This window comes from Azospirillum sp. Marseille-Q6669, assembly GCF_965111635.1.
Genome location: NZ_CBCOOP010000002.1, coordinates 171,269 through 186,539, shown reverse-complemented (window position 1 = coordinate 186,539; position 15,271 = coordinate 171,269). Strand labels below are relative to the sequence as shown.

General features: G+C 68.4%; 14 protein-coding genes. 3 read left to right on the top strand and 11 right to left on the bottom strand.

Going from position 1 to position 15,271, the window contains the following annotated elements:
- Positions 1–3 precede the first annotated feature (3 nt).
- The 5 genes from cdd to ACWPXE_RS12065 all read right to left on the bottom strand — a co-directional run bounded on the left by cdd (position 4) and on the right by ACWPXE_RS12065 (position 5,348).
- Positions 4–432: a cytidine deaminase gene (gene cdd, locus ACWPXE_RS12085; RefSeq protein WP_454018067.1), complete on the bottom strand. Its 429-nt coding sequence runs from the start codon at positions 430–432 to the stop codon at positions 4–6.
- The gene (locus ACWPXE_RS12080) at positions 432–1,406 is read right to left on the bottom strand and encodes an ABC transporter permease (protein WP_454018066.1); all 975 of its coding nucleotides are present in this window, start codon (positions 1,404–1,406) and stop codon (positions 432–434) included. Before ACWPXE_RS12080 ends, cdd begins: the two co-directional genes overlap by 1 nt.
- Positions 1,399–2,547 (bottom strand): ABC transporter permease, encoded by a 1,149-nt coding sequence (locus ACWPXE_RS12075; RefSeq protein ID WP_454018767.1) that lies wholly within the window; start codon positions 2,545–2,547, stop codon positions 1,399–1,401. Before ACWPXE_RS12075 ends, ACWPXE_RS12080 begins: the two co-directional genes overlap by 8 nt.
- Before the next feature lie 115 nt (positions 2,548–2,662).
- On the bottom strand, positions 2,663–4,198 hold the full coding sequence (locus ACWPXE_RS12070) for an ABC transporter ATP-binding protein (RefSeq protein ID WP_454018065.1): 1,536 nt from the start codon (positions 4,196–4,198) through the stop codon (positions 2,663–2,665).
- A gap of 151 nt (positions 4,199–4,349) precedes the next feature.
- On the bottom strand, positions 4,350–5,348 hold the full coding sequence (locus ACWPXE_RS12065) for a BMP family lipoprotein (RefSeq protein WP_454018064.1): 999 nt from the start codon (positions 5,346–5,348) through the stop codon (positions 4,350–4,352).
- Positions 5,349–5,578: 230 nt separating this feature from the next.
- Between ACWPXE_RS12065 and ACWPXE_RS12060 the strand changes: the two genes are divergently transcribed.
- The gene (locus ACWPXE_RS12060; protein WP_237904943.1) at positions 5,579–6,241 is read left to right on the top strand and encodes a LysE family translocator; all 663 of its coding nucleotides are present in this window, start codon (positions 5,579–5,581) and stop codon (positions 6,239–6,241) included.
- Between the two features lie 17 nt (positions 6,242–6,258).
- Here the strand turns inward: ACWPXE_RS12060 and ACWPXE_RS12055 are convergent, their stop codons facing one another.
- A complete protein-coding gene (locus ACWPXE_RS12055; protein WP_454018063.1) occupies positions 6,259–6,936 on the bottom strand; it encodes a DedA family protein in 678 nt (225 codons plus the stop codon).
- Between the two features lie 222 nt (positions 6,937–7,158).
- Between ACWPXE_RS12055 and ACWPXE_RS12050 the strand changes: the two genes are divergently transcribed.
- Complete coding sequence (locus ACWPXE_RS12050) at positions 7,159–8,859, top strand: methyl-accepting chemotaxis protein (protein WP_454018062.1); 1,701 nt, start codon at positions 7,159–7,161, stop codon at positions 8,857–8,859.
- A 24-nt stretch (positions 8,860–8,883) separates the two neighbouring features.
- Here ACWPXE_RS12050 and mrdA read toward each other — a convergent pair whose 3' ends face one another.
- The 5 genes from mrdA to ACWPXE_RS12025 all read right to left on the bottom strand — a co-directional run bounded on the left by mrdA (position 8,884) and on the right by ACWPXE_RS12025 (position 14,335).
- Positions 8,884–10,761, bottom strand: a complete 1,878-nt coding sequence (gene mrdA, locus ACWPXE_RS12045) for a penicillin-binding protein 2 (RefSeq protein WP_149167937.1) — start codon at positions 10,759–10,761, stop codon at positions 8,884–8,886.
- 56 nt (positions 10,762–10,817) lie between these two features.
- Positions 10,818–11,330 carry a rod shape-determining protein MreD gene (gene mreD / locus ACWPXE_RS12040; protein ID WP_454018061.1) on the bottom strand — a complete coding sequence of 171 codons (513 nt, stop codon included), beginning with the start codon at positions 11,328–11,330 and terminating at the stop codon, positions 10,818–10,820.
- Positions 11,327–12,196: a rod shape-determining protein MreC gene (gene mreC / locus ACWPXE_RS12035; protein ID WP_038528588.1), complete on the bottom strand. Its 870-nt coding sequence runs from the start codon at positions 12,194–12,196 to the stop codon at positions 11,327–11,329. The genes mreD and mreC overlap by 4 nt, the downstream gene beginning before the upstream one ends.
- A 90-nt stretch (positions 12,197–12,286) precedes the next feature.
- Complete coding sequence (locus tag ACWPXE_RS12030; protein ID WP_014240000.1) at positions 12,287–13,327, bottom strand: rod shape-determining protein; 1,041 nt, start codon at positions 13,325–13,327, stop codon at positions 12,287–12,289.
- 465 nt (positions 13,328–13,792) lie between these two features.
- Positions 13,793–14,335: a TIGR00645 family protein gene (locus ACWPXE_RS12025; RefSeq protein WP_454018060.1), complete on the bottom strand. Its 543-nt coding sequence runs from the start codon at positions 14,333–14,335 to the stop codon at positions 13,793–13,795.
- A gap of 182 nt (positions 14,336–14,517) precedes the next feature.
- Between ACWPXE_RS12025 and phoU the strand changes: the two genes are divergently transcribed.
- Entirely contained in the window at positions 14,518–15,222 is a 705-nt protein-coding gene (phoU, locus tag ACWPXE_RS12020) for a phosphate signaling complex protein PhoU (protein WP_454018059.1), read from the top strand.
- Positions 15,223–15,271 lie beyond the last annotated feature (49 nt).

Below are 15,271 nucleotides of genomic sequence, written 5' to 3'. Positions count from 1 at the left end.
CCCTTAGAAGTCGAGATTGTCGGGGCCGAAGGAGTGCGGCAGCAACTCGTCCAACCGAAACGTTTGGCGAGGCCCTTCCGGTCCACAGACATGAATCGGCGTGTCGGGTTTGGCAAACTCGCGCAGGCGCTGGCGGCAGCCGCCGCAGGGCGTGCACAGCCGGCCGTCGCCGGTCTGGCCGCCCATCACGACGATCGCCCGGATGCTTCGGTCCCCGGCCAGGATCATCGCCCCGATGGCCGAGGCCTCGGCGCACTGCCCCTGCGGGTAGGCGGCGTTCTCCACATTCGCCCCGGCGTGGATGCGCCCGGATTCGCCCAAAATGGCCGCACCGACCGAAAAATGAGAATAGGGCGCGTAGGCCTGCGCCATCGCGTCGCGGGCAGCAGCAATCAGGGAATCGGCGATCAGGGAATCCTGCGGGTCGCTCATCACCGCTCCTTCACGTAGGGGACGCCGCTGGCCTTGGGCGCCACCGCCCGGCCGACGAAGCCGGCGAGCAGAAGCACGGTCAGCACATAGGGCAGCATCTGGATGAACTGCACCGGGATCACCCCCACCACCGGCAGCGGCACGCCCTGCAGGCGGACCTGCACCGCGTCGGTGAAGGCGAACAGCAGGCAGGCGAACAGCGTCGGCCAGGGCCGCCACTTTCCGAAGATCAGCGCGGCCAGCGCCAGATAGCCCTTGCCCGCCGTCATGTCGCGCACGAAGCCGGCGCCGTGGGCGGTGGACAGATAGGCGCCGGCGATGCCGGTCAGCACCCCGGTGATGATCACCGCCTGATAGCGCAGCCGCGTGACCGACAGGCCCGCCGTGTCGACCGCCGACGGGTTCTCCCCAACCGCGCGCAGCCGCAGCCCGAAGCGCGAGCGGGTGAACACCCAGTGGGTCGCCACCACCAACAGGACGGTCAGCCAGATCAGCACGTTGGCGTCGTCGATCAGCTCCCGGTAGACGGGACCGAGGACCGGAATCCCGGACAGCGCCTCCACACCCGGCAGATGGACCTGCGGCAGCCGCGCCTCTCCCGGCAGCAGCGGGGTCTGGCCACCCTGGCGGAACCAGGCGTAGGCCAGGGTCGGCGCCAGCCCGGCGACCAGGATGTTGATCGCCATGCCCGACACCACCTGGTTGCCCTTGTGGGTGATGCAGGCGAAGCCGTGGACCAGCGCCAGCGCCACCGAGGCCGCGACGGCGGCGCCCAAGCCCAGCCAGGGGCTGCCGGTGGACGACGCAATGGCGGCAGCGAAGAAGGCGCCGGCCAGCATCTTGCCCTCCAGCCCGATGTCCACCACCCCCGCCCGCTCGCTGTAGAGCGCCGCGAAGGCGGCGAGCACCAACGGGGTCGCCACGCGGACGGTGGCGTCGGCCAGCAGCAGGACGACGAGCAGGGCGTCATCCATGCGCCGCCCCTCCGCCGCGGCGGCGGAACAGCGCCTCGACCCGCGGCTTGAACAGGTTTTCCAGCGCCCCGGCGAAGAGGATGACGAGGCCCTGGATGACCATCACCAGCTCCCGGTTCACGGTGGGGTATTCGAAGGACACCTGCCCGCCCCCCTGCGCCAGCACGCCGAACAGCAGCGCCGCCAGGATGATCCCCACCGGATGGTTGCGCCCCATCAGCGCCACGGCGATGCCGACGAAGCCCACCCCGCCGGTGAAGTTCAGCAGGATGCGGTGCTGCACCCCCATGATCTCGTTCACGCCGACGAAGCCGGCAAGCGCCCCGGAGATCGCCATGGCGAGGATGATGTTCCGCGCCGGGGAGATGCCGGCGTAGACCGCCGCGCGCTCGTTCCGCCCGACGGTGCGGATCTCGTAGCCCCAGCGGGTCCGCCACAGGAACAGGTAAAACAGCCCGCAACAGGCCAGCGCCCACAGGAAGGACAGGTTCAGCGGCGAGGCCGGGATGGCGACGCCGATCCAGCCGAGCGCCCGGTCCATGGTCGGCAGCCAGACACCCGGATCGAACTCCCGCGTTTCCGGCGACTGCGATCCGGGGCGGATCAGCACGTCCACCAGCAGATAGGTCATGATCGCGGCGGCGATGAAGTTGAACATGATCGTCGTGATGACGATGTGGCTGCCGCGCTTGGCCTGGAGCCAGCCGGGAACCGCTGCCCACACCGCTCCGAACAGCGCCGACACGGCCATCGCGCCGAGCGCCGCCACCGGCCAGGGCCAGCCGGTCAGCGCCAGCCCGACCAGCCCGGCCCCCAGCCCGCCGAGATAGGCCTGCCCTTCCCCGCCAATGTTGAACAGCCCGCAATGGAAGGCGATGGCGACCGCCAGCCCGGTGAAGATGTAGCTGGTCGTGTAGTAGAGGGTGTAGCCGATGGCCTCGGGATAGCCGACCGCCTCGGTCACCAGCAGCGCCAGCACGTCCAGCGGATTCTCCCCGATCACCAGGATGACCAGCCCGGACAGGACGAGGGCGGCCAGCAGGTTCAGCAGCGGCAGAAGCGCGTAGCCGACCCAGCCGGGAACCTCGCCCGGCCGGCCGAAGCCCCGGCCCGTCACCCCCTGCGCCGCGTCCTGCGCCATCCCGGCTCCATCCGTGGTCACGCCCGTTCACAAGCCGGACGGCTCGAACGTCCCTGCCCACAGGAAAGTGCCCCGCGCACGGGGCCAGCGCAAGCGGGAGCGTTCGGGGTCAACCTTACGCTGCTTCCGCCACCCCGGCCATCATCAGGCCGAGACGCCGCTCGTCCGCCTCGTCCGGGGCGACCTCGCCCACCAAATGGCCGTCGAACATCACCAGGATGCGGTCGGACAGGGCGCGAATCTCGTCCAGCTCCACCGATACCAGCAGAATCGCCTTGCCCTGGTCGCGCAGCGCCACCAGACGGCGGTGGATGAACTCGATGGCGCCGATGTCCACGCCGCGGGTGGGCTGGCCGACCAGCAGCAGGTCAGGGTTCCGTTCCATTTCGCGGGCCAGCACGATCTTCTGCTGGTTGCCGCCGGAGAAGTTGGCGGCGGGCAGGCGCGGGTCGCGCGGACGCACGTCGTAGGCGTCCATCTCCGCCGCGCAGCGGTCGAACAAAGCGCGGCGGTCCATCAGGAGCCGCCCGTTGAAGGCCGGATCGCCCTGATGGCCGAGGATCGCGCACTCCTGCGCCTCGAAACCGGTGACGAGGCCGACCCGCTGCCGATCCTCCGGCACATGGCCGACGCCGAGCGCCCGCAGCCCCCGCGCGGTGAAGCGGTCGGGCTTGTCGGCCAGTTCCACCCCGCGCAGGCGGACGGAGCCGCCCGCCGGCGGGCGCATGCCGGCCAGCGCCTCCAGCAGTTCGGACTGGCCGTTGCCGGAGACACCGGCGATGCCGACGATCTCCCCGGCGCGCACGGTCAGGCCGACACCCTTCACCCGCTCCACCCCGGCGCCGTCGCGCACGCGCAGGCCGGAGACCTCCAGCACCGCCGAGCCGGGCGTGGCCGGCGCCTTCTCCACCCGCAGCAGCACCTTGCGCCCGACCATCAGCACCGCCAACGCCTCGCGGCTGGTGTCGGCGGTGGCGACGTTCGCCACCACCTGCCCGCGGCGCATGACCGTCACGTTGTCGGTCAGCTCCATGATCTCGCGCAGCTTGTGGGTGATGATGACGACCGTCTTCCCCTGCTCGCGCAGCGCGCGGAGGATGCGGAAGAGGTGGTCGGTCTCCTGCGGGGTGAGGACGCCGGTCGGCTCGTCGAGGATCAGGATGTCGGCGCCGCGGTAGAGCGCCTTCAGGATTTCCACCCGCTGCTGCGCCCCCACCGGCAGCTCGCCGACCGGGCGGTCGAGGTCCACCTCCAGCCCGTAGTCACGGGCGAGCCGGGTCAACTCCGTCCGGGCCCGCGCCATCCCGGCGGCCAAGGTGACGCCGCCCTCCGCCCCCAGTAGGACATTCTCCAGCACGGTGAAGGGATCGACGAGCATGAAATGCTGGTGGACCATGCCGATCCCGGCGGCCAGAGCGTCGCGCGGGCTGCGCACCGCCACCGGGCGGCCGTCCACCAGGATCGTACCCCCGTCGGCGGGAAGATAGCCGTAGACGATGCTCATAATCGTCGATTTGCCAGCGCCGTTTTCGCCGATCACGCCGTGGATGGTGCCCTTCGGCACGGCCAGCGACACGTCGCGGTTGGCGTGGTTGGCGCCGAACCACTTGTTGACGCCACGGGTTTCGAGGGCGGGAGGGTGTTGGGGCATGGGGATCTTCTATGGAGAGGTTCTCGCCCCCACCCTCCCCGCTTCGCGGGTCCCCTCCCCCCCCCGCTGGGCGGGAGAGGGCCGATTTCCCTCCCCGCCCAGCGGGTGAGGGTCAGGGTGGGGGCAACGGTCGACGACGCAGAAAATCAGCTCACGGCTGATACGGCTTCACCACCAGCTCACCCGCGATGATCTTCCGCTTGGCGTCCTCGACGGCCTTCTCCATCTCTGCCGTGACAAGCTTGCGGTTGCTCTCGTCGAGCGCGTAGCCGACGCCCTCCTCCTTCAGCCCGACGACGCGGTGGCCCGCCGTCCAGCTGCCGTCCTTGGCCGACTTCATGCAGTCGTAGACGGTCACGTCCACCCGCTTGACCATCGAGGTCAGGATCTTGCCCGGGTGAATCCAGTTCTGGTTGCTGTCCACCCCGACCCCCAGCTTGCCGGCGTCCGCCGCGGCCTGGAGAACGCCCAGCCCGGTCGCCCCGGCCGCCGCGAAGACCACGTCGGCGCCGCGCCCGAACTGGCTCTTGGCCAGCTCCGCCCCGCGGGTGGGGTCGTTCCAGGCGGCGGGGGTGGTGCCGGTCATGTTGGTGAAGACCTCGCCGTCCGCCTTCACATGTTTCACGCCCTGCTCGTAGCCGGTCAGGAAGTTGCGGATCAACGGGATGTCCATGCCCCCGATGAAGCCGACCTTGCCGCTCTGCGAGGCCATCGCCGCCAGCATGCCGACGAGGAAGGAGCCCTCATGCTCCTTGAAGGTCACCGACTGCACGTTGGGCAGGTCCAGCTTGTCGTCGACCAGGCAGAACTTGGTGTTGGGATACTCCCGCGACACCTTGTCCACGGCGGCGGACTGGGAGAAGCCGACCGCCGTGATGACGGTGGCGCCGCGCCGCGCCATGTTGCGCAACGCCTGCTCGCGCTGGCCCTCGCTGGTGACCTCGAACTCGCGGTAGACGATCCCGGTCTCCTTCTTGAAGCGCTCCGCCCCGTTGTAGGCCGCCTCGTTGAAGGACTTGTCGAACTTGCCGCCCTGGTCGAACACCACCGCCGGCATGAACTCGTCCGCCGCCAGGGCCGGGCCCGCGGCGGGAACGGTCGCCGCCGTCAGCGACAGGGCCAGGATGGTCAGAATGCGCGTCATCGTCATCGTTCCGCTTCCCCGTTCCGGTTCGCCCGCTTGCCGGGTCGTGGCGGCCAGGATAGCGGCTCCTCCCGCCCGGTGACAGGGGGCACATGGCGTGGGGAATTCCGCCGCAGGTCACAGCCCGTATGGGACCTCCTCCCGCAACGCCGGTTGACGGAAGGGCGGTGGCCCGCTATCACGCCCGCCATTGCCCGAAGGAGGGTCTCGGAGGAGGGAATCGCAGATTGGACGAGGTGATCGGCGTGCATGGTCTGGTGGTGCTGCTGCAGGGCATCGTCCTTGGAATCGCCATCGCCGCCCCCGTCGGTCCCATTGGCCTGCTCTGCATCCGCCGCACGCTCCAGCACGGGCCGCTGATGGGCTTCTTCACCGGCTTCGGCGCCGCCGTGGCCGACACCATCTACGGCGCCATCGCGGCCTTCGGCGTGTCCGCCGCGCTGGATTTCCTGCAAGGGCACGAGATCGCCTTCCAGCTCGTCGGCGGCATCTTCCTGATCGTCGTCGCCATCCGCACCTTCCGCCAGAAGCCGGAGGACGAGGAGCGCGAGGCCGCCAGCGCGCCCGACACGCCGTCCTTCCTCGGCGGCTTCATGACCGGCCTGTCGCTGACCCTGACCAATCCGGCGACCATCATGGCCTTCATCGCCATCTTCGCCGGCTTCGGTCTAGGCGGCAATCTGGGTCGGGTGGACGCTTCCACACTGGTGGCCGGGGTCTTCATCGGCGCGTCCTTGTGGTGGTTCACCCTGTCCATGGGCGTCGCCGCCGTGCGCCACCGCATCTCCGACCGCGGGCTGACCCGGCTGAACCATTGCACGGGGGTGGCGCTGGCGGCCTTCGGCATTTGGGCGCTCGGCATGGCCGTCACCGGCATGGCCGGCTGGGCCATGGGCTGACCCTTGTGGGCTGAGTTCTAGGGGCTGAGCGGGGCTCCCGCCACCGGCGGATCGCCGTCCGGGCCGCGCGACGACCTCTGGGCGCGGCGGATGCCCTGGAAATGGCTGATAAGCCGGTACAGGTACAGCCCGACCAGGACCACCAGCAGCCCCACGGTGAAATAGCCAACGAGGCTGTGCGCGAAGGGCCAGCGGGACAGCATGTAGCCGGTCCAGGCGAGCAGAAGGGTCCACAGGATCGACCCGGCCCCGGAATAGAGGCAGTAGAGCGGGATCGACATCCGGCAGGCCCCCGCCGGGATCGAGATCAGCGTCCGCACGCCCGGCACCGGCTGGGTCAGGAAGACGGCGATGCCGCCATGCTTTCCAAACCACTCCGTGCTTCGTCGGACCTTCTTGGGGTGGATCGTCAGCCAGTGGCCGTAGCGTTTTAAAAAGGCTTCCAGCCGGTCGCGTCCCATCAGCCGACTGGGCAGGAACCAGACCAGCTGCCCGGCCAGCGAGCCCAACCCACCGGCCAGGGCGACGCCGAGTAGATTGTACTCGCCCTGCGCCGCCGCGATGCCAGCCAATGGAATAACCGACTCGGCCGGAACTGGCGGAATCACCCGCGCCAGGACCAGGAGCAGGAAGATGCCCACATAATTCATCGTGTGCATCACATCCACCAGCCAATTGGTCAGCCCGTCCGCCATTTCAGCCCATCCAATCTTTTGTCTTTCTGGAACAGGGTTCAGCGGCAGACGGTTCCTGGCCCGTCAATGGGGCGAAAGAGAGGGTTACCACCTTTTCCTTTCCTGCTTGACCGACATCAAAGCGCAGACGCCCTGAATTTTATAAGAATCACTTCCATACCTGCCCCCTTGCAGGCCCCGTCCTGCGCGGGGTCACCCGGGCTTTTATGGCGGAATTTCCAAATGCAGCTTGGCAATCTGAAGATTTCCACCAAGATCCTCTCCATCATCGTTTTCCTGGCTGCGATCTGCGCAGGCATCACCGCCACATCGATCGCCGGTCTGGACGCGCTGAGCCGCGCTACCGACGAAATCCAGTTGGCCGGCGAAGAAATGAAGTTGGGCGCGCGCATCAACCGGATGGTTGTCGAACTGAACCGCGACGAGTACCGGCTGGCTGCCAATCCCGGCGATCTGGAGCAGGTTCTCCCGTCCATCGGCAAGACGCGCGAGGCCGTGAGCGGGCTGCTTGCCAAGGTCAAGGGAACCAGCGACGCGGAGCAGAGCCGTATGCTGTCCTCGTTCGAGAGCGCCCTGGCGCTCTATTACAAGGAACTTGAAGACACGATCGCCGTTGCTCGCCGGATCAGGGGCGGCAGCGATCTGACCCAAAATCAGCGCGACATCCTGGCGTCGGTGGATGCAAGCGCGACCGCCGCGCGGGCACTTCAGAGTCTGACCATCGCCTACACCAGCTACACCGACGAAAAGGCGTCGCGGCTGTCGCAGGATGCGTCCGCCCTGGCGGAATCCCGGTCGGTTCAGCTCGTCACCGCCGCCGCCATCGGCATCCTGGCAGGGCTTCTGCTCGGCTGGACGGTGTCCCAGTTCGGCATCGTCCGACCCGTGAAAGCCATCGTCGCCTGCCTGCGCGGCCTTGCCGACGGCAACCTGGATACCTTGCTGTACGGCACCGGACGCAAGGACGAGGTCGGGGAGATCGCCGCCACAGCGGAGGTGTTCAAGACCAACCTGATCCGCAACCGCGCGATGGAGCGCGAGGCCAAGGAGGCCGCAGCCAGTTCCCAGGCGGAGAAGCGGGCGGCGATGCTCGACCTTGCGGGCCGGTTCGAAGCGCGGGTGGGGGTCATCGTCAACGACGTCGGCGGCGCCGCGACGGAGCTTCAGGCCACCGCCTCCCAGCTCTCCGCCGCGGTCGAGGAAGTCAGCGCCCAGTGCGGCGCCGTGGCCAGTGCGTCGGAAGAGGCCAGCGCCAACGTGCAGACCGTCGCCGCGGCGTCGGAGGAAATGTCCGCCTCCATTCACGAGCTGGCAGAGCGCGTGTCCCGCGCCGCCGCCCGCTCCAAGGCTGCGGCGGAGGGAGCCGATCTGGCGCAGACCCAGCTCGATTCCCTGTCCGGAGCCATCGAGCAGGTGGACCAGATCGTCGCCGCCATCAACTCCGTCGCCTCCCAGACCAACCTGCTGGCTCTGAACGCGACCATCGAGGCCGCCCGCGCGGGCGAGGCCGGCAAGGGCTTCGCCGTGGTGGCGAGCGAGGTCAAAAACCTGGCCAACCAGACCCACGCGATGACGGAGCAGATCGGCAACCAGATCGCCGCGGTGAAGAGCGCCTCCAACAGGACGGTGGACGCCATGCGCGCGATCATCACCCAGGTCGAGGACATCGACCGTTCCACCGCGGAGATGGCCGCCTCCGTCGAGCAGCAGAGCGCGGCGACGGGCGAGATCAGCCGCAACGCCCAGCAAGCGGCCAACGGCACCGCGGAAGTGTCCCGCAATGTCGTCGGCATCCAGCAGGCGGAGGCGGAGACGAGCGCCGCCACCCACAGCGTGAAGGGAGCCGCCGACCAGTTGGCCGAACGTGCGGTCGGCCTGAAGCGCGAGGTGGACCAGTTCCTGGCCGAGGTGCGCGCGGCATAGACAGCCGCGCGTTCGGAACGCCCCTCAGCCCCGGGTGTCGCCCGGCGGCGGGGGCGGCGGAGCGCTCTCCGCAACGGTGGCGCGGCCCGGATCGCGCTTCTGGCATTCCAGAAGGATGTCGCGCGCGATCGGCGCCGCCGCGGTGGACCCGCCGCCGCCGTGCTCAACGAACACCGCGCAGGCGTAGCGCGGGGAGCTGACCGGCGCGTAGGAGATGAACAGCGCGTGGTCGCGCTCCCGCCAGGGCAGGTCCTCGTTCTTCTTCACGCCGGTGCTGCGCTCCGCCATGGTGATGCGGCGGACCTGGGCGGAGCCGGTCTTGCCGGCCATCTCATAGCCGGGCTCGGTGATGCGCGACTTGTAGGCGGTGCCGTTCGGCGCGTTGGTCACTTCGTAGAGGCCACGCAGGACGAGGTCGAGGTTCTCCTTCTTCACCCCGATCGGCGGCCAGCTCGTCTGCTCGCCCGACAACGCCTTGATCTGCTTGGTCAGGTGAGGCTTCACCGCGAAGCCGCCGTTGGCCAGCCGCGCGGTCATGGCGACGAGCTGCATCGGTGTGGACAGCACGTAGCCCTGCCCGATCGCCGCGATCAGCGTCTCGCCCTGCGCCCAGGGCTTTCCCAAGGCGCCCTTCTTCCAGTCGATGGACGGGATCAGGCCCGGCCGCTCGTGGGGCAGGTCCAGCCCGGTCAACTGTCCCATGTCGAAGCGGTTGGCCATCTCGGCGATGCGGTCGATGCCGATGCGCCGCGACACGTCGTAGAACCACACGTCGCAGGAATGGCGCAGCGCGCCGACCACGTCCACCGTGCCGTGCCCGCCCTTCTTCCAGCAGTGGAAGCGGTGGTCGCCGAGGTCCATGTGGCCCGGACAGAACACCGAGTGGTTGCGGCTGATCAACCCGGACTCCAACGCCGCCAGGGCCACCACCGGCTTGAAGGTCGAGCCCGGCGGGTATTGCCCGGCCACGGCCTTGTTGTTCAGCGGAGTTGCCTGGTTGGACAGCAGTTCCTCCCACAGCTCGGCACTGATGCCCATGGTGAACTGGTTGGGGTCGTAGCTGGGGTGGGAACACAGGGCGTAGATGCCGCCGGTGTGCACGTCCATCACCACACAGGAGGCGCTGACCTCCTGCGCCAGCCGCTGCTGCACGAATTTCTGAAGGCCGATGTCGATGGTCAGCTGGACCTCGCGGCCCGGCTGCCCCTCGTCGCGCGACAGCTCGCGGATGACGCGCCCGACCGCGTTGACCTCAAGCTGGCTGGTCCCCGCCGTGCCGCGCAGCGCCTTCTCGTGATACTTCTCCATCCCGGCCTTGCCGATGCGGAAGCCGGGCAGCGACAGCACAGGGTCGCCGTTCAGCTCCGCCTCCGACACGGCGCCGACATAGCCCAGGATGTGCGCAGTCGCCTCCGCCTCCGGGTAGTGGCGGATCTCGCCGACCTCGATGGCGACGCCCGGCAGGTCCGGCGTGTTCATCTCGATGGTGGCGACCTGTTCCCAGGTCAGGTTCTCACGCACGGTGACCGGCACGAAGCGGCGCTTGCGGTGCAGCTCGCGCATCACGCGGCGGCGGTCGCCGTCGGTCAGCGGGACGATCTTGGAGATCTTGTCCAGCGTATCCTGGATGTTGCGCGTGCGCTCCGACACCACGACGACGCGGTAGTTCTGCTGGTTCACCGCCAGCGGTGCGCCGAACCGGTCGACGATGGTGCCGCGCGACGGGGCGACCAGCCGGAGGCTGATGCGGTTCTCCTCCGCCAGCATGGTGAAGCGCGCGGATTCCACCACCTGCAGGTAATAGAGCCGCCCGACCAGAGCGGACAGACCGGCGAGCTTCAGCCCGCCCAGCACGGCGGCGCGGCGGGTCAGCAGGCGGTAGCGGTCGGTGTCGCGGTCCATCGCAGTCAAAGGCTCACATCCCCTGCCAGATCATCCCTGCCGGCTATCCCTGCCCATCATCCCTGAAGAAACGCGCGGTGCACGCGGATCAGCATCCAGGCGATGGCCGGGAAGAAGGCCATGGTCAGCAGCGCCTGGAACAGCGCCGGCCGGAACGGCAGCACCGTCGCCTGGAGCGCCGAAAAGGCCAGCCATTGAGTGCAGGCCACGCCCATCATGACCAGCCCGAAGCCGAACCACATCAGGGCGAAGGTGCTCGACGCCAGCACACGCCGCTGGCTGGACACCGCCCAATGGACCAGCACCAGCACCAGCGCGTTCACCCCCAGCGGCCCGCCGGTCAGCAGGTCCTGCAGCAAGCCGATCAGGAAGGCGGTGCCCGGCCCCATCAGGTCGGGCCGGTGGATCGCCCAATAATAGACGGCGATGGCGGTCAGGAAAGGCGCCACCGACGCATAGCCGGGCAGCGGCACCGGAATCATCCCGGCCAGCGCCAGCATGACCGTCACCGCGAACGGGGCGAGATTCCGTCCCGTCTTGTCCAACCGCTGCCACAAGGTCAGCGTCATTTCGACTCGGACGACGGTTCCGCCTCGCTTCCCGGCAGGCTGAACTCGACCAGCTGCAGGTGCTCGACCCGCGACAGATCGACGTTCGGCTGCACCCGGACGCCACGTTCACCGGCCGAGGACACCACGCCCACCGGCAGGCCCGGCGGGAACTGCCCGCCGTGACCGGAGGTGACCACCCGCTCGCCAACCTGCACCGGCGCTTCCGGCGGCAGGTAGAGGAGCCGGGTCTGGTCGGAATTGTCGCCCGCCATCACCGCCCGCTGGCGCGAGCGCTCCAGAACCACGGGGATGCGCGTGTTGATGTCGGTCAGCAGGAGGACGCGGGCCGACCATTCCCCGACCTCGATCACCCGGCCGACCAGCCCGCTGCCGGCGATGGCCGCCTGCCCCTTGCGCACCCCGTCGCGGCGGCCGGCGGTGACCACCAGCGTGCGCAGGAAGGAGCTGCCCGGAGCGGCGATGACCCGCGCCGTGATGAAGGAGGACGACGGTTCTGGCGTCGCCTTGAGAAGGGAACGCAGGCTGATGTTCTCCGCCTCCAGCCGCAGCGCGGCCTGCTTCCACTGCAGCAGCCGCGCGTTCTCCGCTTTCAGCCGCTGGTTCTCTTCGAAGGCGTTCTGCACTTCGACCACCGACTCCACGACATGGGCGGCGGTGGCGGCGGGGCGGGAGATCGCGTCGAGGATCGGGGCGAAGGCGTCGGTCACCCTGGCGCGCGCGCTGTCCACCGACAGCGCGTCGATCCGGCCCACCATCATCAGGGCGACGGAGGCGAGCACCAGCAACAGGAAGGAGAAGCGCTGGGCGAGCGCCCGCAAGGGGGCGGCGAGGCGCACGACGGAACCGGAATTGCGAGGCTTCACAGGATCATCCCGTCCAGGTACGCGATCCGCCCCCGGCTACGCCGGCGAATGGACGTACCACCGGGGGAACCCAAGCGAGCAATACACCAATCAGTAGGCGCTGACCAAGACGTTTCGCAGCGTCTTCATCTCTTCCAGCGCCCGCCCGGTGCCCAGCGCGACGCAGGACAGCGGGTCGTCGGCGATCGACACCGGCAGGCCGGTGGCGTGGCGCAGGACGAAGTCCAGGTTGCCCAGCAGGGCGCCGCCGCCGGTCAGCACGATGCCCTTGTCCACGATGTCCGCGGCCAGTTCCGGCGCCGTGTGCTCAAGCGCGACCTTCACCGCCTCGACGATGGCCGACACCGGTTCCGCCAGGGACTCGGCGATCTGCCGCTCGGAGATGATGAGTTCCTTGGGCACGCCGTTCATCAGGTCGCGGCCCTTGATCTCCAGGATGCGGCCCTCGCCGTCTTCCGGCGGGCAGGCCGACCCGATTTCCTTCTTGATCCGCTCCGCCGAGCCTTCGCCGACCAGCAGATTGTGGGTGCGGCGGATGTAGCCGATGATGGCCTCGTCCATCTTGTCGCCGCCCACGCGGACGGAGCGGGAATAGACGATGCCGCCCAGCGACAGCACGGCCACCTCGGTGGTGCCGCCGCCGATGTCCACGACCATGGAACCGGTCGGCTCCGTCACCGGGAGTCCGGCACCGATCGCGGCGGCCATCGGCTCCTCGATCAGGAAGACGCGGCGGGCGCCGGCGGCCTCCGCCGATTCCTGGATCGCGCGGCGCTCCACGGCGGTGGAGCCCGACGGCACGCAGATGATGACCTGCGGGCTGGCGAAGCTGCGCCGGTTGTGCACCTTGCGGATGAAGTGCTTGATCATCTCCTCGGCGACTTCGAAGTCGGCGATGACGCCGTCGCGGAGGGGGCGGATGGCCTGGATGTTGCCGGGCGTGCGGCCCAGCATCATCTTCGCCTCGTCGCCGACGGCCAGCACCTGCTTCTTGCCGCGGACGTTGGCGATGGCCACGACCGAGGGTTCGTTCAGAACGATGCCACGGCCCTTGACATAGACCAGGGTGTTGGCCGTCCCCAAATCGATCGCCATGTCGGCGGAAAGCACGCCGAGGAGTTTGGAAAGCATGGACCCGACTAACTCTTCAATGCGGTTGAGACGGCCTTGCCGGCGATGTGCCCGCTCCGGTGCGGAGGGCCACGCCCGCCAACGGTTCCATAGACGAATGCCCCTTCGCGCTCAAGCGGAGAGTGCAACCGGCACGCCTTGCCGAGCCCTGTTGCCGGCGCCCGTGGGGCGGTCGCCGGCGCCGGTCCGGCGCTCTGGTCGATGGGAGGCGGTCCTTGAGGCAAGGCCGGTCCCGGCGGAATGTCCAGTCCCCGAAGTGCTGGCGGAACGCCGTCCTCCGGTGCCCGCCACACTGCCGCGTCAGGGTTAATTTTCCGTCAACAGGAGGCGGAAACCTCCAGCGTCCGGCCAAACCGCCCCGCTCGCGGCGGGGGTATCCTTAGGCTGATTCCCAACCCGCCGCAACGGCTTTGTGTCGGGTTTGAAACCGCTCCGGCACCCTGGTGCCGGCCCTCTCCGGCGGCCTCAATGATGGTCGGATTTCGCCGTGGTCGCAGCCTTGCCGTGCGCTCCGTGATGGCTCCCTTCCAACCGGTCCATCAGGGCCAGCAGGACGCCCGACACCACGAAGGTCATGTGGACGATGACCATCCACATCAGGTTTTCCTTGCTGGTGTTGTCGATGTTCATGAAGCTCTTCAGCAGGTGGATGCCAGAGATCGCCACGATGGAGGCGATCAGCTTCAGCTTCAGCCCGCCGAAGTCGACCTTGCCCATCCATTCCGGACGGTCCTTGTGGTCGGCCACGTCGATCTTCGACACGAAGTTCTCGTATCCCGAAAAGATCACCATCAGCAGCAGGTTGCCGGCCAGCGACAGGTCGATCAGGGTCAGCACGGCCAGCAGCACGTCCTTTTCCTGCATCTCCAGCACATGCGGGACGATGTGGAAGATCTCCTGGGTGAACTTCGCCAGCAGGAGCACCAGCGACACGACGAGCCCCAGATAGAAGGGGGCGAGCAGCCAGCGGCTTGCGAAGATGATCTGTTCGAAACGGCGTTCGATCATGACGGTCGGCGTCCGTGCTTGGTCATAAGGGGTAGGAGGCCGGACTCTTGCCATTTCGCACATGCGAAATCAACCGTTCCCATGCCGCGTCCGCCACACGGGATTGTTGGAAGAAAGCTGGTTCGCGACGCCACGAAACGGTAACGTCCCGGCCGTCCGCCGCACCGATAAGGCCCGCCCCCATGAAGAACCCCGCCCCGCACATCGTCACCGCGTTCGAAGACGCCATGAAGCGGCTGAAGGCCAGCATCGTGCAGATGGCTGGGGCGGCGGAAACCCAGCTCGACGGCGCGTTGACCTGCCTGACCCAGCGCAACCCGGAGCAGGCCCGCGCCATCGTGGAGTCCGACGCGCGCCTCGACAGCTACGAGCACGAGATCGAGGCGAACTGCATGCGCATGCTGGTGCTTCGCCAGCCGGTGGCCGACGACCTGCGCGAGGTGATCGCCGCCCTGAAGATCGCCGGCAACCTGGAGCGGGTGGGTGACCACGCAGCCAACACCGCCCGCCGCGCCGTCGCCGTGGCGGAGTTCCCCGAGTCCCCGGCGATGAGCACCCTGCCCAACCTGGGCCGCCTGGTGCGCCAGCGCCTGACCACCGCGGTGGACGCCTATGTGGACGGCGACGTCGAGCTGGCGCTGCGCGTCTGGCGCACAGACGACGAGGTGGACGCGCTTTACACCAGCCTGTGCGAGAGCATCAACCTGTCGGCGGCCCGCCTGCCGGAGATGTTCACCGCCCACATGCACCTGCTGTTCATCGCCAAGAGCCTGGAGCGCATCGGCGACCACGCGACCAACATTGCGGAGGTGGTGCATTTCGTGCACACCGGCCGGCCGCTGCTCGACGAGCGGCCCAAGGCGGACCGGTCGCGGGGGGATGTGTGAGGCTTCCCAGGCGGTTGCACTTGCCCCTACCCTGGCCCTCCCCCGCTGC

Coding starts and splice junctions, on each gene's coding strand:
- ACWPXE_RS12080 (WP_454018066.1), bottom strand. CDS start 1,406: ATGGATGACGCCCTGCTCGTCGTCCTGCTGCTGGCCGACGCCACCGTC.
- ACWPXE_RS12025 (WP_454018060.1), bottom strand. CDS start 14,335: ATGATCGAACGCCGTTTCGAACAGATCATCTTCGCAAGCCGCTGGCTG.
- ACWPXE_RS12075 (WP_454018767.1), bottom strand. CDS start 2,547: ATGGCGCAGGACGCGGCGCAGGGGGTGACGGGCCGGGGCTTCGGCCGG.
- ACWPXE_RS12055 (WP_454018063.1), bottom strand. CDS start 6,936: ATGGCGGACGGGCTGACCAATTGGCTGGTGGATGTGATGCACACGATG.
- phoU (WP_454018059.1), top strand. CDS start 14,518: ATGAAGAACCCCGCCCCGCACATCGTCACCGCGTTCGAAGACGCCATG.
- ACWPXE_RS12065 (WP_454018064.1), bottom strand. CDS start 5,348: ATGACGATGACGCGCATTCTGACCATCCTGGCCCTGTCGCTGACGGCG.
- mreD (WP_454018061.1), bottom strand. CDS start 11,330: ATGACGCTGACCTTGTGGCAGCGGTTGGACAAGACGGGACGGAATCTC.
- ACWPXE_RS12050 (WP_454018062.1), top strand. CDS start 7,159: ATGCAGCTTGGCAATCTGAAGATTTCCACCAAGATCCTCTCCATCATC.
- cdd (WP_454018067.1), bottom strand. CDS start 432: ATGAGCGACCCGCAGGATTCCCTGATCGCCGATTCCCTGATTGCTGCT.
- mrdA (WP_149167937.1), bottom strand. CDS start 10,761: ATGGACCGCGACACCGACCGCTACCGCCTGCTGACCCGCCGCGCCGCC.
- ACWPXE_RS12070 (WP_454018065.1), bottom strand. CDS start 4,198: ATGCCCCAACACCCTCCCGCCCTCGAAACCCGTGGCGTCAACAAGTGG.
- ACWPXE_RS12030 (WP_014240000.1), bottom strand. CDS start 13,327: ATGCTTTCCAAACTCCTCGGCGTGCTTTCCGCCGACATGGCGATCGAT.